Genomic DNA, 20,612 nt, shown 5'->3' on the forward strand with positions numbered 1-20,612 from the left:
AGGGCCTGCCCGGTTTGGGTGGACATGGACTGCGGTTTGGGCGTTGGATCTCATGGCTATCTGCACAGGATAGATAGGTGCATTTCCAAACAATGATTTCCATTTCGGCTTGCATTATTTGCCTCAAGTACTTGGTCGCCGCTGCGAAAGAAGGAGCTGAACTGGCGTCCAATATTTGGTGTCATGGCGAAGGATCACAATATGATTTGCTGGAGGGAATCAACATAATGCGTTGATTTTTAAATAAAAACTGAAGAATGGTGTGTCACACCTTCCCAGCTCCACCAAACGTTTGGAAAGGGCCACTTCGCAAGAAGTGGCCCTTTTTCTATGGGCGATGAGCACGCCCTGCTTCACAAAAGAAGAGGGAGGCCAGGCCTCCCTCTTGCATCTGCGATTCATCGGTTCACGCGCCGGCTCACGCCTGCTTGCTCGCCCTGATCGGCGTCTCGCCCTCTTGATCCTCTCTCTTCTTGGTGAAATAGCGCATCACCAGCACGAAGAAGAGGGGGACGAAGAAGATGGCGAGCACGGTGGCACTGATCATGCCGCCCATGACGCCGGTACCGATGGCGTTGCGGCTGCTCGCCCCCGCCCCGCTGCTGATGACCAGCGGCAGTACCCCGAGGATAAAGGCCAGGGAGGTCATCAAGATGGGGCGCAGTCGCAGGCGCGCCGCCTCGACCACGGCCTCACCCAGAGCCATGCCCTTGTCATGGAGCTCCTTGGCGAACTCGACGATGAGGATGGCGTTCTTGGCCGACAGCCCGATCGTGGTGAGCAGACCCACCTGGAAGTAGACGTCGTTCTCCAGGCCCCGCAGGGTGGCGGCCACTATGGCCCCCAGCACCCCGAGCGGCACCACCAGCATGACGGAGAACGGAATGCTCCAGCTCTCGTACAGGGCCGCCAGGCAGAGGAAGACCACCAAGAGCGAGATGGCGTAGAGCGCCGGCGCCTGGGAGCCTGCCTGACGCTCCTGGAAGGAGAGGCCGGTCCACTCGATGCCGATCCCCTCGGGCAGCTGGGACACCATCCGCTCGATGGCCGCCATGGCGTCACCCGTACTCTTGCCGGGGGCCGCCTCACCGACGATCTCCATGGCGGGAACGCCGTTGTAGCGCTCAAGACGGGGCGAACCATAGCTCCACTGGGTGCTGGCGAAGGCCGAGAAGGGCACCATCTTGCCCTCGCCGTTGCGCACGTACCACAGCTTGAGATCTTCGGGGTTCATCCGAAACGGCGCATCCGCCTGCATGTAGACCTTCTTGACCCGGTTGCGATCCATGAAGTCGTTCACATAGGAAGAACCCCAGGCCGCCGACAGCGTGTTGTTGATGTCGCTGATGGAGAGCCCCTGGGCCAGCGCCTTCTCGTAGTCGATCTGGATGTCGAGCTGGGGGGTGTCTTCCATCCCGTTCGGGCGCACCCGCACCAGGTTGGGATCCTGCGCCGCCATGCCGAGCAGCTGGTTGCGGGCCTCCATCAGCTTCTCGTGACCCAGACCGCCGCGATCTTGCAGGTAGAAGTCAAAGCCGGTGGCCGTGCCCAGCTCCGGGATGGGAGGCAGGTTGAAGGCGAACACCTGGGCCTCCTTGATGCTGAACAGATAGCCCATGGCGCGGCCAATGATGGCGTTGGCGCTGCGCGCTTCACCCTGGCGCTCGCCCCAGTCTTTCAACTTGATGAAGGCCATGCCGCTGTTCTGGCCGCTACCGGCGAAGCTGAAGCCCGCCACCGTCAGCACAGATTCCACGTTGTCCTTCTCGTTCTCGAGGAAGTAGTCGCGCATCTCGCCGAGCACCGCCTCGGTGCGCTGCTTGGTCGCACCGACCGGCAGCTGCACCATGGACATGATGACCCCCTGATCCTCCTCCGGCAGGAAGGAGGTGGGCAGGCGCATGAAGAGCACCGCCAGCACCGCCAGCATCCCCAGATAGATGATGCCGTAGCGTACCCCCTGCCTGATCACCTTGCCCACGCCGCGGCGATAACGCTCGGCACTGGCGTCGAACATGCGGTTGAACCAGCCGAACAGGCCGCGATGGCTGGCGTGTTCGCCGTGCTTCATGGGTTTGAGCAGGGTGGCGCACAGGGCCGGGGTCAGGATCAGGGCCACCAGCACAGAGAGCACCATGGCCGAGACGATGGTCAGGGAGAACTGGCGATAGATGGCGCCGGTGGAGCCGCCGAAGAAGGCCATGGGCACGAACACGGCGGAGAGCACCAGGGCGATGCCCACCAGGGCGCCGGTGATCTGATCCATGGACTTGCGGGTCGCCTCCAGGGGGGAGAGCCCCTCCTCGCTCATCAGCCGCTCCACGTTCTCCACCACCACGATGGCGTCATCCACCAGGAGGCCAATGGCCAGCACCATGCCGAACATGGTGAGGGTGTTGATGGAGAAACCGAACGCCGCCATGATGCCGAAGGTCCCCAGCAGCACCACGGGCACGGCGATGGTCGGGATCAGGGTCGCACGGAAGTTCTGCAAGAACAGATACATGACGCAGAACACCAGGAAGATCGCCTCGACCAGGGTCTGGACCACCTCCTCGATGGAGATCTGCACGAACGGCGTGGTGTCGTAGGGGTAGACCACCTTCATGTTGCTCGGGAAGTAGCGGGAGAGCTCTTCTATCTTGGCCTTCACCTGCTCGGCGGTATCCAGGGCGTTGGCACCGGTCGCCAGCTTGATGGCGACCGCCGAGGTGGGCTGGCCGTTGTAGAGCGCATCGGCGTCATAGTTTTCGCCCCCCAGCTCGACCCGGGCCACGTCCTGGAGCCGTACCTTGGAGCCATCCTGGTTGACCCGCAGCAGTATGTCGTTGAACTGCTCCACGGTGGAGAGCCGGGTCTGGCCCATGATGGTGGCGGTAAACTGCTGATCGTTCACCGAAGGGGTGCCCCCCAGCTTGCCGAAGGCCACCTGGGCATTCTGGCTCTGGATCGCCGCCTGCACGTCGGTCGGGGTCAGTTGCACCCGGTTGAGGCGATGGGGATCCAGCCAGACCCGCATGGAGTACTGGCTGCCGAACAGGGTGATGTCCCCCACCCCGTCCAGGCGGCTCAGGGGCTCCTTGATGTTGGAGACCACATAGTCGGAGAGGTCATCGTTGCTCATCTTGCCGTCGGTGGAGATGAAGCCCGCCACCATCAGGAAGCTGCTGGAGGTCTTCTGCACCCGGATGCCTTGCTGTTGCACCTCTTGCGGCAACAGCGAGGTGGCCTGTTGCAGCTTGTTTTGCACCTGCACCTGGGCGATGTCGGGATCCGTGCCCGGCTGGAACGTCAGGGTGACCGACACATTGCCGGACGAATCGGACTGGGAAGACATGTAGAGCAGGTGATCCAGCCCCGTCATGTTCTGCTCGATGATCTGGGTCACCGAGTCTTCCACCGTCTTGGCCGAGGCCCCCGGGTAGCTGGCAGAGATCCCCACCGCAGGCGGCGCTATGGTGGGGTACTGGGAGACCGGCAGCGTCAGGATTGCCAGGCCCCCCGCCAGCATGATCACCAAGGCGATCACCCAGGCAAATATGGGTCTATCTATAAAAAATCGTGCCATGAGGCGACTACTCCATCCTACTTGTTGGCCGGGGCGACTTGCGCCTGCACGGTTTGTTCACTGGGGGCCACATCGGCGCCGGGCCTGACCTTCTGCAGACCGGCGACGATCACCCGCTCACCCGCCTTGAGACCGGACTCCACCACCCAGCTGCTGCCGATGATGCGGCTTATCTGGATCTCCCGCTGTTCGACCTTGTTATCCGCCGTCACCACCATCACATTGGCCCCGCCATTGGGGGTGCGGGTCACTGCGGCCTGCGGCACCAGCAGGCCCTGGCTGCGCTCGCCCTCTTTCAGGGTGGCGCGCATGAACATGCCGGGCAGCAGCAGTTGCTGCGGGTTCGGCACTATCACCCTCAGGGCCACCATGCCGGTGGTCTCGTCCACGCTGACGTCGGAGAACTGCAGCTCGCCGGACTCGCCATAGTCGCTGCCATCCTCGAGCTGGAAGCTCACCCTGGCATCGTCAGACTGGCCGGCGGTCAGCTTGCCCGCCGCCACCTGGCGCTTGAGGCGCAGCAGGTCGGCGGTGGACTGGCGCACATCCACATACATGGGATCGAGCTGCTGTATGGTGGTCAGGGACGTCGCCTGCTGCGCGGTCACCAGGGCACCCTCGGTCACCGCGGAGGTGCCGATGCGGCCGCTGATGGGCGCCGTGATGCGGGTGTAGCCCAGATTGATCTCTGCGGTGCGCTGGGCGGCCTTGGCGGCCATCACCTCAGCCTGGGCCTGCTTCCAGCTGGCCAGGGCGTCGTCATAGTCTTGGCTGCTGATGGATCTCACCTTGAGCAGGGATTCATAGCGCTTGGCCTTGAGCTGGGCGGTACGCTCGTTGGCCTGGGCCTTGGCGACGTTGGCGCGGGCGGAGGCCAGCTCGGCCTCATAGAGGGAGGGGTCGATCTGATAGAGCAGATCGCCGGCCTTGACGTCCGAACCCTCGGTGAAGAGGCGCTTGAGCACGATGCCGCTCACCTGGGGACGCACCTCGGCGACCCGCAGGGCCGCGGTGCGGCCGGTCAGCTCTGTGGTGAGCTGCAGCGGACCCGTGTGCAGGGTGATCACCTCGACCGAGGTCGGGGGCATCTGGCCCGGTGCCTCGGCGGCACCCTTCTCGCCACAGCCCGCCAGCAAGCCGGCGGCCAACAAGGCCAGCCCGACTGAACGGGCAATTTTATTTTTATGCATGGAGCACCTGATCCTCTATCTACTGACGAATGACCATGGGGGGAAACACGGGGCCCCCTTGGTAAATGGGCTAAGATGAGGCAATATACATACATTCACGAATGTATGTATATTGGTTTTTGTTATTAAAATCGTCCTTTTGGGACTAAGCGAAACGAGATGGCCAGACGCACCAAAGAAGAAGCCCAGCAGACCCGCTGCCATATCATGAACACGGCACTGGATCTGTTCTGCCGCCAGGGCCTGGCCAAGACCAGCCTCACCGACATCGCCCGGGTGGCGGACTTGACCCGGGGCGCCATCTATTGGCATTTCAAGAACAAGGAGGAGCTGTTCATCGCCCTGTGGGAAGAGCTGTGCGCCCCCCTCTCCCACCAGCTTGATGCCAGCCTGGATCCCCAGGAACCGGATCCCCTGGGGCGCCTGCGCACCTTTCTGCACAGTGCCCTCATCAAGATCTCCCGGGATCCCGGTCATCGCCAGATGTTCGCCATCATGTTCAGCCTGGAGACCATAGAGGGGGAGGCCCTCTTCCTGCGCGAGCACATCCGCCAGCAGTCCCGGCGCTTCACCCAGGATCTGGAGCGATCCCTCGCCAATGGCGTACGCCGCGGCCAGCTCCCCGCCAGTCTGGATCTGGGACGCGCCGCCACCCTGCTCCACTGCACCCTGGATGGCTACATCCTCAACTGGCTGCATTTTCCCGAACACATCGACCTGGCCGCCGAGGCCGATTATCTGCTCGACTGCCTGTTCAACCAGTTGCGTCACATGCCCCCCACCCGTCCGTGACGGCGCCGGGGGCGCCCAGGGTGAACAACCCCTGGCATGGCCGCCCCCGGCCTTGTTAACATGCCCCCCCCGCCTCCAGCCCAGGATCTCACAGATGCCTCTGCCAGACGCCACCACCGCCGACCTCCATGCCCTCTGCATCGCGCGCGCGCCCCTCTATCGCGCCTTCCTGGCCGAGCTCCCGCCCGGGGCCCATCTGCTGGATGCGGGCTGCGGCGAGGGGCAGGATGCCCGCCATTTTCAGCTAGAGGATCATGTGGTCAGCGCCATCGAGCGGGATCTGGCCGCTGCCCGGCGCGCCTCCCGCCATGGCGCTCTGCCGGTGCGGGTCGGCGACATCCTGACCCTGACCACAGTGGTGCCCTTCGACGGCATCTGGGCCTGCGACCTGCTGCCTGATCCGGGGCGCGAGCCGGCGCGGCTGGCGGCAATGCTGGCGCGACTTGGCGCCCTGCTCAAGGTGGGCGGCCTGCTCTACTGCAACCTCCCTGCCTCCCTCGGCCTGGATGAGGGCCCCCCCCCGTTTGCCGCCCACGGCCTTTGCGAGACGCGCCGCTGGCTGGCGCCCCTGCCCCGTCTGGCTTCCCCCACACTCGGCGGGGAGCGCCCTTCGCCGGATGCCCCCTGGCTGCACCTGCTGCTGCGAAAAACCGCCCCCTGACCGCTGTGCTCGGCACGCATCCTCCTTGCCCCCTGGTGGCGATGCGTCGGGGCCTGCCCCGCCGGAGGGTGGGCGGCGCCACACAACATTTAACACTGACATAACAAGGCGTAGACAGACATAAGGCTGAATATGTGTTAAAAAGCCGCACTAAATTCAGAATAAGATAACAAATCAGACACTCACACCGGATCTGTCCCATGAAACTCGTGCTCAAACTCCTCGCCGGCATCCTCACCGGCCTGCTGCTCGGCCTCTACGCCCCGGAATGGGTCGCCCGCCTGCTGTTCACCGCCAAGACGGTGATCGGTCAGCTGATTGGCTTCACCATCCCCCTCATCATCCTGTTCTTCATCACCAGCGGCATCGCCAGCCTGCCGAAGAACTCCGGCAGGCTGCTCGGCAAGACGGTGGCCCTGGCCTATGGCTCCACCATTTTGGCGGGCACCTTCGCCTTCACCCTGGCCCGCCAGCTGATCCCGACCCTGACCGAGGCCGCCACCGCCAGCGCGGATCCCGCCAGCAAGCTGGTCTCCTACATCGGCATGGAGATACCGCCGCTGTTCGGGGTGATGTCGGCCCTGGCCGCCGCCTTCATCTTCGGCATCGGCATCAGCGCCAACGAGGCCACTGACCTGCGCCGCATCGCCGATCAGGGCCGCGACATCATCGACCGCCTGCTGGCCCGGGTGATCATCCCCCTGCTGCCCATCTACATCGCCGGTGTCTTCATCGAGATGACGGTGGAGGGCACAGTGTTCGCCACCCTCAAGACCTTCGGGGTGGTGCTGGTGATGGCCATCGTCATGCACTGGATCTGGCTGTGCCTGCTCTTCCTCGGCACCGGGCTGGCGCTTGGCCGCTCGCCGCTCCTGCTGCTGAAAAACATGCTGCCCGCCTATTTCACCGCCCTGGGCACCATGTCCAGCGCCGCCACCATCCCCGTGGCCCTGCGCGCCAGCCGCCAGAACGGGGTGAGCGAGGGGATTGCCAACTTCACCGTGCCCCTGTGCGCCACCATCCACCTGTGCGGCTCCACCATCACCCTGGTGACCTGCGCCACCGCCGTCATGTATCTCTCCGAGCACCTGGCCATCCCGGGCTACGGCACCATGCTGCCCTTCATCATGATGCTCGGCGTCATCATGATAGCGGCGCCCGGCGCCCCGGGCGGCGGCGTCATGTCGGCGCTCGGCCTGCTCACCTCCATGCTGGGGTTCGGCGAGGCCTCCATCGCCCTGATGATCGCCCTCTACCTGGCCCAGGACAGCTTCGGCACCGCCTGCAACGTCACCGGGGACGGCGTCATCGCCCTCTGGGCCGATCGCTTCGCCCAGGGGGAGCAAACCCAGCTCATCTCCGAACGAGACACGGCCTGAACGCCGACCTCTAACAGCAAAACGGGAGCCAATGGCTCCCGTTTTTGTTGGCTGAATGCGACGTCTCAACCCCGGCGGCGGATCACCCCTTCCTGGACCGTGCTCGCCACCAGCACGCCGTCGCGGGTGAAGAGGCGTTTACGCATCCGCAGCGCGGCGGCGGATCACTCCCTCCTGAGCCGTGCTCGCCACCAACACGCCGTCGCGGGTGAAGAACTGGCCACGCACCAGACCGCGCCCGGCACTGGCACTCGGGCTGTCCACCACGTAGAGCAGCCAGTCATCGAGCCTGAAGTCCCGGTGGAACCACATGGAGTGGTCTATGGTGGCCACCTGCATGTCCGGCTCCCAGTAGGAGACGCCGTGGGGCTGCAGGGCGGTGATCAGGAAGTGGAAATCCGAGGCGTAGGCCAGCAGATACTTGTGGACCCGCTGATCGTCGGGCATCTGGCCGTTGGCCTTGAACCAGACGTGGCGCAGGGGCTCGTGCACATCGGGACGGATGGGGTCGACCAGGGTCACCGGGCGAATTTCGATGGGCTTCTCGCACAGGATCTTGTCGCGCAGGGCCGGCGGGATCTGCTGCTCGTAGGGGCGCACCAGCTCCAGCTCGCTCTTGAGCTGCTCGGGGGGCAGGATCCCCGCCGGCATGGCAATCTGGTGCTCAAAACCCTCGGCCTCCACCTGGAAGGAGGCATTGAGATAGAAGATGGGCTTGCCGCCCTGGATGGCCTTGACCCGGCGGGTGGAGATGGTCTGACCGTCGCGGATGTTTTCCACGTCATAGATGATGGGGCGATTGGCATCGCCCGGACGCAGGAAGTAGGAGTGGAAACTGTGTACCTGGCGATCGCTGGCCACCGTCTGCTTGGCGGCCGACAGGGCCTGCCCCATCACCTGCCCGCCAAACACGGCCCGCAGGCCGAGATCCTGGCTCTGGCCCCGAAACAGGCCCTCCTCGATTTTCTCGAGCGCCAGCAGTGCCAGCAGCTCATCCAGTACCTTGCTCATTGGTTTCTCCTGTATCAATGCCGCAGAGGCTAACAAGCCAACCCCGGCAGGGCAACCTTGCTGACGCTCATTCTCCCGCAGCCCCCCTCCCAACCGTCCTCGCACAAGGGGAGGAGACCTCTGCCTGTGGGGTTCAAGCGCGGGCAATAGCGGCGGGAGCCGGAAACGAAAAGCCCGCACCAGAGAGTGCGGGCCTTGATGACGGCTGGTGGCAAAGGTAGCTGGCGGGCCACCGGCGCCATGGCGGGCGCTTACTTGCTGCCGGTACCCGAGTTGCGAGTCGAGGAGGTCGGCTTGCGACGGGCGCTCGCGCTGCGGGCACGGGGCTCCTTGCCTTGCATCTCCTTGTGGCGCTTGACGGCGCGACGGATCTGGGCGGCCTGCTTGTGGCGGGTGCTCTTGCCATCTTGCTGCAGATCCACCTTGGATTCGGTCTCGTTGTTCAGGTTGACCAGGCCGCGCAGGTAGTTCACCTCGGGCAGTTTCAGCTCCATCCAGCCACCGCGGGGAATGGTGCGGTCCAGCTTGACGTCGCCGTAGCGGATGCGCATCAGCCGGCTCACCTGCACTTCCTGGGATTCCCACAGGCGGCGCACTTCCCGGTTGCGTCCCTCGGTCAGGGTGACGTTGAACCACTGGTTCAGCCCCTCGCCGCCGGCGGGCTTGATCTTGTTGAACTTGGCCATGCCATCTTCCAGCTGCACCCCTTTGCGCAGGCGCTGCAGCATGGCTTCGGTGATCTCGCCAAAGACCCGCACCGCGTATTCCCGCTCCACCTGATGGCTCGGGTGCATCAGGCGGTTGGCCAGCTCGCCGTCGGTGGTGAACAGCAGCAGACCCGAGGTGTTGACGTCCAGACGCCCCACCGCTATCCAGCGGGCGCCTTCCATCTTGGGCAGGCGATCAAACACGGTGGGACGGCCTTCGGGATCATGACGGGTACACATCTCCCCTTCCGGCTTGTGATAGGCCAGTACGCGGCAGATCTGCTCTTCTGCGGCACGGGTCTTGACCTGGTGGCCATCCACCCGGATCACGGCGTTCACTTCGACGCGATCCCCCAGTGTGGCGACCTTGCCATCCACACTGACCCGACCTGCGGTGATCAGGGCCTCCATCTCACGACGGGAGCCGTGACCCGCGCGGGCCAACACTTTTTGCAGTTTTTCACTCATCGGGGTTACCTGATTGTTGATCCCCGCCCGGCACCCCGGGCAAGGGTAACGACGGCGGGATCCCGGCTCGGGCCCCGCCATCATGATTGTGGTGCCATCCCGTGACGGGGGCACTCATGGATTGTCCTGACCCTCGCCCGCCATGGCCGACAAGGGGGATTGCAGCGAGGTGTCCAGCTCGGGGAGCTGCTCCAGGCTCTGCAGGTTAAAGTAATCGAGAAATTCCCGGGTGGTGGCGAGCAGCTCGGGGCGACCCACCACCTCCTTGTGGCCTATGCTGCGCACCCAGCCGCGCTCTTTCAGGGTATTCACTATCTGGCTCGAAACCGCCACCCCGCGGATCGCTTCGATCTCGGCCCGGGTGATGGGCTGACGGTAGGCGATCAGCGTCAGGGTCTCCAGCACGGCCCGCGAATAGCGGGGCGCCCGCTCGCTCCACAGGCGAGAGAGCTCCTCGGCGTACTCCTGGCGGGCCTGGAAGCGCCAGCCGGAGGCGACCTCCTTGAGCTCCACCCCCCGCGCGCTGTAATCCTGCCGGAGCTCCGCCAGCAGCAGCTGGACATAGCGGCTGGTGACGGGGTAATCCGCCAGCACGCTCCCCTTGAGCTCGCTCACCGTCAGCGGGCGCCCGGCAACAAACAGCGCCGCCTCGAGCAGGGTCTTGAGCCGCTCAGCAGGCAGGGCCATGGTTCACCTCCTGCGCGCCTGCAGCCAGCGCCTGACCGGGCCCGGGCCCCGGGTCGAAATCGCGGGGCGCAGCATACCACAAGTTCGCTGGCGAATTAATGAACTCGCGCCCTTTGCCGGGCCAAGGGGCATTGGTGTCACTGGACATGGGGGGGCGTCTCCTCTGTCTGGCTGGCCAGGGCGAAGTGGATGGGTCCCAGGGGCTCGGCCTGCAGGATCCAGATCAGCTGCTCCTTGCACAGCTCGAGCAGGGCCAGGAAGGTGACCAGCACCCCCATGCGCCCCTCCTCGGCCCGCAGCACCTGCTCCAGGCGCAGGGTCTGCCCCAGGGAGAGCAGGGCGAGGATCTCCGCCATCCGCACCCGGGTCGGGATCTGCTCGCGGCGGATCTGGTGATGTTCAAAATGCGTCGCGCGTTTTACCACACTTTGCATATAGAGGGCGAGCTCCACCAGGGAAACATCGGGGGAGAGCGGCTTGAGGGTGCCGAAATCCGGCGGCAAGGCGCTGGCGATGAAGATCTCCCGCTCCACCCTGGGCAGGCCATCGAGGCGCAGGGCGCCATGCTTGAAACGCTCGTACTCCTGCAGGCGGCGAATGAGGGTGACGCGGGGGTCTTCCCCCTCCTCTTCCTCCGCCAGCTCGGGGGACTTGGGCAGCAGCATGCGGGATTTTATCTCGGCGAGCCAGGCCGCCATCAGCAGGTACTCGGCCGCCAGCTCCAGGTTGAGCTCCTGCATCAGCTCCACATAACCCATGTACTGGGTGGTGATCTGCAAGATAGGCAGGTTGAGGATGTCGAGCTGCTGACGCCGGATGAGATAGAGCAGCAGATCCAGCGGCCCCTCGAAGGTCTCGAGGAACACCTCCAGCGCATCGGGCGGGATGAAGAGATCCTGGGGCAGCTCATGATAGGGCTGCCCCAGGACGGTGGCGATGGGCGCGGCCATCACCGTCATCGTTTCCCTCTCGTGGGATGGCGTACCGACCTCACTCAAACGGCGTCGGATCCCCGGCCCCGCGGCGACGCACCACGGGCTCGTCATCGGAGAAATCCACCACAGTGGTCGGCTGCTCGCCGAGATAACCGCCGTTGAGCACCAGATCCAGCTGCTTGCCCAGCTTGTCGGCGATCTCCTCGGGGTCGAATTCCGCCATCTCTGAGCCCGGCAGGATCAGGGTGGTGGAGAGCAGCGGCTCCCCCAGGGCTTCGAGCAGGGCCAGGGCAATCTTGTTGTCCGGCACCCGGATGCCGATGGTCTTCTTTTTCTCGTTCATCAGGCGACGGGGCACCTCCTTGGTCGCCTTGAAGATGAAGGTGTAGGCCCCGGGGGTATTGCTCTTGAGCAGGCGAAATGCCGTGTTGTCGACCTTGGCATAGGTGGAGATCTCGGAGAGATCCCGGCACACCAGGGTGAAGTCATGGTTCGGATCGATGCGACGGATGCGGCAGATGCGCTCCAGGGCGCCCTTGTCGCCCATCTGGCAACCCAGGGCATAGCCGGAGTCGGTGGGATAGACGATGACGCCACCGTTTTGAATGATCTGCACCGCCTGCGTGATGAGACGGGCCTGGGGATTGTCTGGGTGTACGTAGAAATGCTGACTCATATATTCCTCCCGGAATAGGGCAGGCTCATCCTGCCATCAAAACAATAGCCACTTTACTACAGGCATGGGGACCTGTGTGGACGCCGCATCAGCCTGCACGGCTGGCAAGCAGGGCCTGATGCTCCTCGCCGCTCAGACCAAAATGGGCGGGATGGGCCAGCCAGAGCGGCATCCCCTCCTTGGGCAGCCAGAGGTGGCGGCCCAGCTCGGTCCAGCTGGACGGGAAGTGAAAATCCGATCCCACCGAAATATAGAGATCATGCTCCCTGGCCCACTGACCCAGGTTGGCCCGCTCCTGAGGGCTCTGCTGGGGCAGCGAGACCTCCATGGCGTCGCCACCGGCGGCCTTGAAGGCCACCAGCAGCCGCTTGATCCACTTGGCGGTGAGGTCATAACGGCTGGGGTGGGCCAGCACCGCCAGCCCGCCGGCGGCGTGAATGGCGGTGATGGCCTCCCCCATCTCGGGCCACTCGGCCGGAGCATACCCCTTGTTGCCACGGCTCAGGTACTTCTTGAACACCTTCTGCATGGTGTCGGCCACCCCGCGGGCCACCAGCACCCGGGCGAAATGGGCCCGGGTCACGGCGGCATCGCCGGCCAGGGCCTTGGCCTCTTCATAGGTGCCCGGGATCTGGCACTTCTCCAGACGACGCCCTATTTCCAGGGCGCGGGCCTCGCGGCGGGCCCGCTGACCGGCCAAAAAAGCCACCAGCTGCGGATTTTTTTCATCCACCCCCAGGGCCACTATGTGGATCTCGTGGTGCTCCCAGCCGGTGGAGATCTCGACCCCGCTCACCAGGCGCAGCGGCAACTGCTCGGCGTGGATGGTGGCACGCACCTCATCAAGCCCGTCCAGGGTGTCGTGGTCAGTGACCGCCAACACCTCCACCCCTTTCTCGGCGGCGCGGCGCACCAGCTCCCCGGGTGTCAGCACACCGTCCGAGGCGGTGGTATGGCAGTGCAGATCGAATCGCATCGGTATCTCGCTCGCATGGTTCAGGGCGAATTGGCAAAAAGCGACTTGACTTGGCAGCCGCTTTATCGTTTTCTGTAGGCACTTCATTGCAAACAGCTTTTTACAGGACTCAATCATGCAAACGACTTCCATCCTGACCATCTGGTGGTGGCACACTCCCTGACATGCGGGCGTGTGGTCGTTGCTGTACCTGTAATCTGACAGCAAATTAAGAACCCAAAGAAAAAGCCCGCTGACCCCAGCGGGCTTTTTTATTATCCGGCAAATGGACCCGTGATGAAACCGAGAATTCAGATAAGGGCGCAGACATGGCGATGGCAACCCCATCGACCCGGCCAACACCCATTCATATTCAAGAGATCCAACATCATGAACATCGGTAATTTCCATCACATGCAAGGGACAGCATCATGACAGGCAGCACCACCCCCTTATCCCTTGGCGAATTTGATGCGATCACGCTCAACGCCCCCTATGTGGCCGATCCCCTGGCCCTGTTCACCCGGCTCTGCCAGGACAGGGCCAACACCCTGTTGCTCGAATCCGTGGAGATCGACTCCAAGGCGGGCACCCAGAGCCTGCTGCTGGTGGATGCCTGCCTGCGCATCGAGTGCCGCGGTCGCACCGTGCGGGTGCGTCCCCTCACCGACAATGGCGTGCCCTTGCTGCGCCTGCTCGAGCAGCGTCTGAACGCCGTCATCACCCAGACCCGGGTGGCGGGCGAGTTGCAGCTCGACTTCCCGCCATCCGATCGGGATCTTGATGAAGACAGTCGCCTCAAGGGTTGCGGCGTGCTGGACGTGCTGCGCACCCTGCAGCGGGATCTGCAATGCCAGCAGGGCAAGCAGGCCCTGTTCATGGCCGGCACCTTCGCCTATGACCTCATCGCCTCCTTTGAAGACCTGCCCGAGGTGCCGGAAGGGAGCAACGACTGCCCCGACTACTGCTTCTACGTGGCCGAGACCCTGATCACCATAGATCACATCCACCAGAGCACCCGGCTGTGCGCCAGCCTGTTCGGGGGCCTCGCCGACACCGACGATCACTACGCCAAGCTGACCCACCGGCTGGCAGCCCTCAAGCAGGCCTGCCAACAGGCGCCCGCCCCGACTCAGGCCGCCCCCGTCCTCGATGCCGGCATGAGCGTGGACAAGGGCGACAAGCAGTTCTGCGCCGAGGTCGAAAAACTCAAGGGCTTCATCCGCCGAGGCGACATCTTCCAGGTGGTGCCGTCCCGCAGCTTCTCCCTGCCTTGCCCGAGCCCGCTCGCCGCCTATCGCCGCCTCAAGCAGACCAACCCCAGCCCCTACATGTTCTATGTGCAGGATGAGGGTTTCACCCTGTTTGGCGCCTCCCCCGAGAGCGCGGTCAAGTTCTGCGCCCGCAGCCGGGAGGTGGAGATGTACCCCATCGCCGGCACCCGCCGCCGTGGCCTCAACCCCGATGGCAGCATCAACCTGGATCTGGACGGTCGCATCGAGCTGGAACTGCGCCAGGACGAGAAGGAGGTGGCCGAACACCTGATGCTGGTGGATCTGGGTCGCAACGACATCGCCCGCATCTCCGAGCCTGGCACCCGCTATGTCAAAGACTTGCTGAAGGTGGATCGCTACAGCCACGTGATGCACCTGGTCTCCCGGGTGGTGGGCCGCCTGCGCGCCGACCTTGACGCCCTGCACGCCTATCAGGCCTGCATGAACATGGGCACCCTGACCGGCGCCCCCAAGCTGCGGGCCAGCGAGCTCATTCGCGAGGTGGAAGGGCGCAGACGAGGCAGCTACGGCGGCGCCGTGGGCTATCTCAACGGCGCCGGCGAGATGGACACCTGCATCGTCATCCGCTCGGCCTTCGTGAAAAACGGCATCGCCCATGTTCAGGCCGGCGCCGGCGTGGTCTATGACTCCAAACCCCAGGCCGAGGCGGACGAGACCCGGGCCAAGGCGGCGGCCGTGCTGGCCGCCATCGCCGCCAGCCATGGCACCTCCCTGCAAGCCCTCAGCGCCCAGCAGGAGCAACATAAGGACGTGAGCCATGACTAATATTTTCCTGCTCGATAACTTCGACTCTTTCACTTACAACCTGGTGGATCAGTTCCGCTCCCTCGGCTACCCGGTGCGCATCTATCGCAACAGCCTGCCGGCGAGCCGCATCATGGCGCAAATCGAGTCCTGCGGCGGCGATGCCGTGCTGGTGCTCTCCCCCGGGCCCGGCGCCCCGCACGAGGCCGGTTGCCTGATTGAGCTCATCAAGCTGGCCCGGGGTCGGGTGCCCATCCTCGGCATCTGCCTCGGTCATCAGGCCCTGTGCGAAGCCTACGGCGGCACCGTCGGCGCGGCGGGTGAGATAGTCCACGGCAAACGCTCCCTCATCGAGCACAACGGCCACGGCGCCTTCGCGGGGCTGCCAAGCCCGCTGCCGGTGGCCCGCTACCACTCCCTGGTGGCCACCTATGTGCCACAGGAACTGACGGTGATTGCCCACTATCAGGGCATGCCCATGGCCATCGAGCAAGGGGACGATAGGGTGCTGGGCTTCCAGTTCCACCCGGAATCCATCATGACCAGCGAAGGGGCCCGCCTGCTGACCCAGGCCCTCGCCCATATCACCCGTCCCGAAAGCAGCGTGCGTTAAGGTAAGGAGACCTCATGCATCATCATCTCAACACCCTCTATCAGGGGCAATCTCTCACCCGCGACGCCGCCCGCGACGCCTTCGGCCAGGTGGTGCGCGGCGAAGTGGATCCCATAGTGCTATCCAGCCTGCTCACCGCCCTCAAGCTCAAGGGGGAGACCCCGGAGGAGATAGCCGGCGCCGCCGAGGCGCTGCTGGCCCAGGCTCGCCCCTTCCCGCGCCCGGACTATGCCTTCTGCGACATCGTCGGCACCGGTGGCGATGGCCTCAACACCATCAATGTCTCCACCACCTCGGCCCTGGCCGCCGCCGCCTGCGGCCTGAAAGTGGCCAAGCACGGCAACCGCTCCGTCTCCAGCAAGTCGGGATCGAGCGATCTGCTGGACAAGATGGGCATCAAGCTCGACATGAGCCCGGCCCAGGCCCGCCGCTGTCTGGACCAGCTCGGCATCTGCTTCCTGTTCGCCCCCCAGTATCACGCCGGGGTGCGCCACGCCATGCCGGTGCGCCAGGCCCTCAAGACCCGCACCCTGTTCAACGTGCTGGGGCCGCTTATCAACCCCGCCCGTCCCAGTTATCAGCTGATGGGGGTCTATGCCCCCGAGCTGGTGCGCCCCATCGCCGAAACCCTGCTGGCGCTGGGTCTGAAAACCGGTATGGTGGTACACGGCGCAGGGCTGGACGAGATAGCCATCCACGGCCCGACCCAGGTGGCCGAGATCCGCGACGGCGAAATTCGCGAGTACCTGCTCACCCCGGCGGACTTTGGTCTGGAGACCTACCCGGTCAGCGCCATCCAGGGCGGTGAGCCGGAAGAGAATTGCGCCATCACCGCCGCCATCCTGGAGGGACGTGGCACCCCGGCCCACAACGCCGCCATCGCCGCCAACGTGGCGCCGCTGCTGGTCATGGCGGGCAAGGCCCCGGACTTCAAGCAGGCGGCCGCCCAGGTGCTGGCGGTGCTGGCCAGCGGCGAGACGGCCCGCCTCGCCCGGGATCTCGCCACCCTGAGCCATCAGGAGGCATGATGTCCACCACCACACAAGACAGTACCCAGCTTCGCAAGGATAACGAGATGTCAGAGCTCATTGCCCCTCACCCCTTTCTGAACATGGCCTCCATCAGCCAGACCATTCTCGGCAAGATCGTGGCCGCCAAGCAGGCATGGGTGGCGGCCCGCAAGCAGGCCCAGCCCCTGGCGAGCTTCCAGGGCGCGCTCACCCCAAGCGATCGGGACTTCGAGGGCGAGCTGCGGGCAGGCTCTACCCGCTTCATTCTCGAATGCAAGAAGGCCTCCCCCTCCAAGGGCTTGATCCGCGACGACTTCAGCCCTGAGGCCATCGCCGACATCTATGGCAAATACGCCACCGCCATCTCTGTGCTGACGGACGAGAAGTTCTTCCAGGGGGATTTCGCTTATCTAAACCGGGTACGCGGCCGCGTCCGGCAGCCTGTGCTGTGCAAGGACTTCATGATTGACCCCTATCAGGTCTATCTGGCCCGCCACTATCAGGCGGACGCCATCTTGCTGATGCTCTCCGTGCTCACCGACGAGGGCTATCGCGCCCTGTTTGCGGTCGCCAGGGAGCTGGGCCTCGGGGTGCTGACCGAGGTGAGCAACGAAGAGGAGCGGGATCGCGCCATTGCGCTCGGCGCCCCGGTGATTGGCATCAACAACCGGGATCTGCGGGATTTGAGCGTGGATCTCGCCCGCACCCAGCAGCTGGCGGCCGACATTCCGAGCGATCGGGTGGTGATCAGCGAGTCCGGCATCAAGCACCGCGCTCAGGTGGCCGAACTGCGTGCCCATGCCAAGGGCTTTCTGGTGGGCTCGTCACTCATGGGCGAGCCGGATCTGGAGGCGGCGGTGCGCAAGCTGGTCCTGGGCCAGAACAAGGTGTGCGGCCTCACCCGGGCCGAGGATGCCGCCGCCGCCCATCAGGCGGGCGCCGTGTACGGTGGCCTTATTTTTGTGGCCAAGAGCCCGCGCTACGTGGACATTCCCGCCGCCCTCGCCCTGATGGCCGGGGCGCCACTCAACTATGTGGGGGTGTTTCGCAACGCCCAGCCCGCCACCATCGCCAAGACGGTGGAAGCCTTGAGACTCGCTGCGGTGCAGCTGCACGGGGAGGAGGACGCCGCCTATATCGAAAGCCTGCGCCCCCTGCTGCCGGCGGGCTGCCAGATCTGGAAAGCCATTGGCGTCTCTCTTGGCAAGGAAAGCGGCGAGCCCCTGCCCAGCCTGGATTACCCGGCGGATCGCCTGCTGCTGGATACGAAAGTGGGCAGCCAGAGCGGCGGCACCGGCGAGGCGTTCGACTGGGCCCTGCTGGCCGGGCTCGACAAGTCCCGCCTGATGCTGGCGGGGGGTCTCAACCCCGACAACGCCCTGCAGGCCGCCCAGGTGGGTTGCCTCGGCCTTGATTTCAATTCCGGGGTCGAAAGCGCCCCCGGCCGGAAAGATGCCAGCAAACTTGAGGCCGCCTTTGCCGCCCTCAGGCAGCTCTGAGCTCTCACCGCTATCGATTCGCATTTTATGAATAGGACAAGGAATAGACCATGACTCTGCTCAATCCGTTTTTTGGTGAATTTGGCGGCATGTATGTGCCCCAGATCCTGATGCCCGCCCTGCTCCAGCTGGAGAAAGCCTTCGTCGATGCCAGGGAGGATGCCGCCTTCATCGAGGAGTTCCAGACCCTGCTGACCGAGTATGCGGGCCGACCCACCCCCCTCACCCTGACCCGCAATCTGACCAGGGGCACCAAGACCCGCCTCTACCTCAAGCGCGAAGATCTGCTGCACGGCGGCGCCCACAAGACCAACCAGGTGCTGGGCCAGGCCCTGCTCGCCAAGCGCATGGGCAAGCACGAGATCATCGCCGAGACCGGCGCCGGTCAGCATGGTGTGGCCACGGCGCTGGCCTGCGCCCTGCTCGGCCTCAAGTGCCGGGTCTACATGGGGGCCAAGGATTGCGATCGCCAGAAGCCCAACGTGTTTCGCATGAAGCTGATGGGCGCCGAGGTGATACCGGTGCATTCCGGCTCCAGCACCCTGAAAGATGCCTGCAACGAGGCGATGCGCGACTGGGCCGCCAACTATGAGAGCGCCCACTACCTGCTCGGCACCGCCGCCGGCCCCCACCCCTTCCCCACCATAGTGCGGGAGTTCCAGAAGATGATCGGGGAAGAGGCCAAGGTGCAGTGCTTCGAGAAGGAAGAGCGCCTACCCGATGCGGTGATCGCCTGCGTCGGCGGCGGCTCGAACGCCATCGGCATGTTTGCCGACTTCATCCCGGATGAAGGGGTGCGCCTTATCGGCGTCGAGCCCGGTGGCCACGGCATCGAGTCCGGTGAGCACGGTGCGCCGCTGGGTCACGGCAGCAAGGGGGTCTTCTTTGGCATGCACTCCTTCCTGATGCAGGACAAGCAGGGACAAATTCAGGAGTCCTACTCCGTCTCCGCGGGGCTGGACTTCCCCTCCGTCGGCCCCCAGCACGCCCATCTGGCCGCCACCGGCCGCGCCGAGTATGTCTCCATCACCGACAAGGAGGCCCTGGACGCGTTCCAGGAGCTGGCCAGAAGCGAGGGCATCATTCCGGCGCTGGAATCCTCCCACGCCCTGGCCCACGCCCTCAAGATGGCCCGCAGCGAGCCGGAAAAAGAGCAGGTGCTGATCGTCAACCTCTCCGGCCGTGGCGACAAGGACATCTTCACCGTTGCCGACATATTTGAGAAAGAAGGAACCTTGTCATGAATCGCTACGCACAACTGTTTTCCCGTCTGGAACACGCCAAGCAGGGCGCCTTCGTCCCCTTCGTCATGCTGGGTGACCCCACTCCCGAGTTGTCGCTCGCCATCGTCGATGCCCTGGTCGAGGGAGGCGCCGACGCCCTCGAACTCGGCATTCCCTTCTCCGATCCGGTGGCGGACGGCCCCACCATCCAGGGGGCGGCGCTGCGGGCTTTCGCCAGCGGCACCACCCCGGATGGCTGTTTCCAGCTGCTGACCCGCATTCGGGCCAAGTACCCCCAGATGCCCATTGGCCTGCTGGTCTACGCCAACCTGGTCTATGTACGCCACATCGATGGCTTTTATGAAAAATGCCAGCAGGCCGGGGTGGACTCGGTGCTGGTGGCTGACGTGCCGGTGCAGATGTGCGCCCCCTACAAGGCGGCCGCCGACAAGTTCGGCATCGACAGCATCTTCATCGCCCCCCCGAACGGCGATAGCGAGACCCTGAAAGCCGTGGCCGAGCTTGGCTCTGGTTACACCTATCTGGTGAGCCGCGCCGGCGTCACCGGCGCCGAAACCAAGGCCGGCATGCCGGTGGAGGGATTGATCAATACCCTCAACGAGTTCAAGGCCCCCCCCGCCCTGCTCGGCTTTGGCATCAGCGATCCCCAGCAGGTGAAGGAGGCCATCAAGGCGGGCGCCGCCGGCGCCATCTCCGGCTCCGCCGTGGTCAAGATCATCGAGACCCACCAGCAGGATCCCGACCGCATGCTTATTCGCCTGAAGGAGTTTGTGCAAGGGATGAAGGCGGCGACCAACCGATAAGGGGCTGGCATGACAGGCCCTTGGCCGTGAGTGGGCAGCCTGCGTATCCGCCTTACGCATAGCGGCATCACTGCATCAAAGGGAGCCTGACCGGCTCCCTTTTCTATTTCCTGCTTGTTGCCGCTTGCAGCTCCCTGTGTCTTTTCCCTCTATCCCCTTGGGAAAGGGTTGGGGTGAGAGGAATATCTACCTTCTCTACTGAACCAAGGGCGACTTAAAACAGCGAGTGATCACTAACTGGTTGAACCCTCAGAGATCCCCTCATTTTTAGAGACTCAAATAATTCCAAGTGTGCGGGTATATAAGCGGTGTTGCTTCAGGTAGTAGATAAATTTATCCATCAACAAGACCGCATTGGTTTCTTTCATTTTAGGT

17 protein-coding genes are annotated in these 20,612 nt (G+C 64.2%); 9 read left to right on the forward strand and 8 right to left on the reverse strand.

The features are described 5' to 3' along the window. Positions 1-418 precede the first annotated feature (418 nt). Positions 419-3,568 (reverse strand): efflux RND transporter permease subunit, encoded by a 3,150-nt coding sequence (locus ACLHZ1_RS07955; protein WP_427261629.1) that lies wholly within the window; start codon positions 3,566-3,568, stop codon positions 419-421. A gap of 17 nt (positions 3,569-3,585) precedes the next feature. Next, positions 3,586-4,758 (reverse strand): efflux RND transporter periplasmic adaptor subunit, encoded by a 1,173-nt coding sequence (locus tag ACLHZ1_RS07960; protein ID WP_427261630.1) that lies wholly within the window; start codon positions 4,756-4,758, stop codon positions 3,586-3,588. Positions 4,759-4,917: 159 nt separating this feature from the next. Between ACLHZ1_RS07960 and ACLHZ1_RS07965 the strand changes: the two genes are divergently transcribed. The 3 genes from ACLHZ1_RS07965 to ACLHZ1_RS07975 all read left to right on the forward strand — a co-directional run bounded on the left by ACLHZ1_RS07965 (position 4,918) and on the right by ACLHZ1_RS07975 (position 7,590). Beyond that, a complete protein-coding gene (locus tag ACLHZ1_RS07965) occupies positions 4,918-5,550 on the forward strand; it encodes a TetR family transcriptional regulator (protein WP_427261631.1) in 633 nt (210 codons plus the stop codon). Positions 5,551-5,644: 94 nt separating this feature from the next. Continuing rightward, positions 5,645-6,211: a class I SAM-dependent methyltransferase gene (locus tag ACLHZ1_RS07970; protein WP_427261632.1), complete on the forward strand. Its 567-nt coding sequence runs from the start codon at positions 5,645-5,647 to the stop codon at positions 6,209-6,211. Positions 6,212-6,411: 200 nt separating this feature from the next. After that, the gene (locus tag ACLHZ1_RS07975) at positions 6,412-7,590 is read left to right on the forward strand and encodes a dicarboxylate/amino acid:cation symporter (protein ID WP_427261633.1); all 1,179 of its coding nucleotides are present in this window, start codon (positions 6,412-6,414) and stop codon (positions 7,588-7,590) included. Positions 7,591-7,728: 138 nt separating this feature from the next. On the opposite strand, the gene tesB is transcribed toward ACLHZ1_RS07975, so the two are convergent. The 6 genes from tesB to rnm form a co-directional block, all read right to left on the reverse strand. Beyond that, positions 7,729-8,601: an acyl-CoA thioesterase II gene (gene tesB, locus ACLHZ1_RS07980; RefSeq protein ID WP_427261634.1), complete on the reverse strand. Its 873-nt coding sequence runs from the start codon at positions 8,599-8,601 to the stop codon at positions 7,729-7,731. 251 nt (positions 8,602-8,852) lie between these two features. Then, complete coding sequence (gene rluB, locus ACLHZ1_RS07985) at positions 8,853-9,776, reverse strand: 23S rRNA pseudouridine(2605) synthase RluB (RefSeq protein ID WP_427261635.1); 924 nt, start codon at positions 9,774-9,776, stop codon at positions 8,853-8,855. A gap of 114 nt (positions 9,777-9,890) precedes the next feature. Beyond that, positions 9,891-10,463, reverse strand: a complete 573-nt coding sequence (gene scpB / locus ACLHZ1_RS07990) for an SMC-Scp complex subunit ScpB (RefSeq protein ID WP_427261636.1) — start codon at positions 10,461-10,463, stop codon at positions 9,891-9,893. A 137-nt stretch (positions 10,464-10,600) separates the two neighbouring features. Beyond that, complete coding sequence (locus ACLHZ1_RS07995) at positions 10,601-11,422, reverse strand: segregation and condensation protein A (protein ID WP_427261637.1); 822 nt, start codon at positions 11,420-11,422, stop codon at positions 10,601-10,603. A 31-nt stretch (positions 11,423-11,453) separates the two neighbouring features. Further along, the gene (locus ACLHZ1_RS08000) at positions 11,454-12,074 is read right to left on the reverse strand and encodes an L-threonylcarbamoyladenylate synthase (RefSeq protein ID WP_408794390.1); all 621 of its coding nucleotides are present in this window, start codon (positions 12,072-12,074) and stop codon (positions 11,454-11,456) included. A gap of 88 nt (positions 12,075-12,162) precedes the next feature. Beyond that, positions 12,163-13,050 carry an RNase RNM gene (rnm, locus tag ACLHZ1_RS08005; protein ID WP_427261638.1) on the reverse strand — a complete coding sequence of 296 codons (888 nt, stop codon included), beginning with the start codon at positions 13,048-13,050 and terminating at the stop codon, positions 12,163-12,165. Positions 13,051-13,460: 410 nt separating this feature from the next. Here rnm and ACLHZ1_RS08010 point away from each other — a divergent pair, with 410 nt between their 5' ends. Genes ACLHZ1_RS08010 through trpA form a run of 6 tightly spaced genes read left to right on the forward strand, consistent with a single transcriptional unit; the run spans position 13,461 to position 20,237 of the window. After that, the gene (locus ACLHZ1_RS08010) at positions 13,461-15,089 is read left to right on the forward strand and encodes an anthranilate synthase component 1 (protein WP_427261639.1); all 1,629 of its coding nucleotides are present in this window, start codon (positions 13,461-13,463) and stop codon (positions 15,087-15,089) included. After that, entirely contained in the window at positions 15,082-15,681 is a 600-nt protein-coding gene (locus ACLHZ1_RS08015) for an aminodeoxychorismate/anthranilate synthase component II (RefSeq protein WP_427261640.1), read from the forward strand. The genes ACLHZ1_RS08010 and ACLHZ1_RS08015 overlap by 8 nt, the downstream gene beginning before the upstream one ends. Before the next feature lie 14 nt (positions 15,682-15,695). Next, a complete protein-coding gene (trpD, locus tag ACLHZ1_RS08020; protein WP_427261641.1) occupies positions 15,696-16,709 on the forward strand; it encodes an anthranilate phosphoribosyltransferase in 1,014 nt (337 codons plus the stop codon). A 47-nt stretch (positions 16,710-16,756) separates the two neighbouring features. Then, entirely contained in the window at positions 16,757-18,190 is a 1,434-nt protein-coding gene (gene trpCF, locus ACLHZ1_RS08025; protein ID WP_427261642.1) for a bifunctional indole-3-glycerol-phosphate synthase TrpC/phosphoribosylanthranilate isomerase TrpF, read from the forward strand. A 50-nt stretch (positions 18,191-18,240) separates the two neighbouring features. After that, positions 18,241-19,434: a tryptophan synthase subunit beta gene (trpB, locus tag ACLHZ1_RS08030; RefSeq protein WP_427261643.1), complete on the forward strand. Its 1,194-nt coding sequence runs from the start codon at positions 18,241-18,243 to the stop codon at positions 19,432-19,434. Beyond that, positions 19,431-20,237: a tryptophan synthase subunit alpha gene (gene trpA / locus ACLHZ1_RS08035; protein WP_427261644.1), complete on the forward strand. Its 807-nt coding sequence runs from the start codon at positions 19,431-19,433 to the stop codon at positions 20,235-20,237. The genes trpB and trpA overlap by 4 nt, the downstream gene beginning before the upstream one ends. The last annotated feature ends 375 nt before the right edge of the window (positions 20,238-20,612 follow it).

It is taken from the genome of Aeromonas sobria (genome assembly GCF_050266975.1).
Classification (GTDB): Bacteria; Pseudomonadota; Gammaproteobacteria; order Enterobacterales; family Aeromonadaceae; genus Aeromonas; species Aeromonas sobria_B.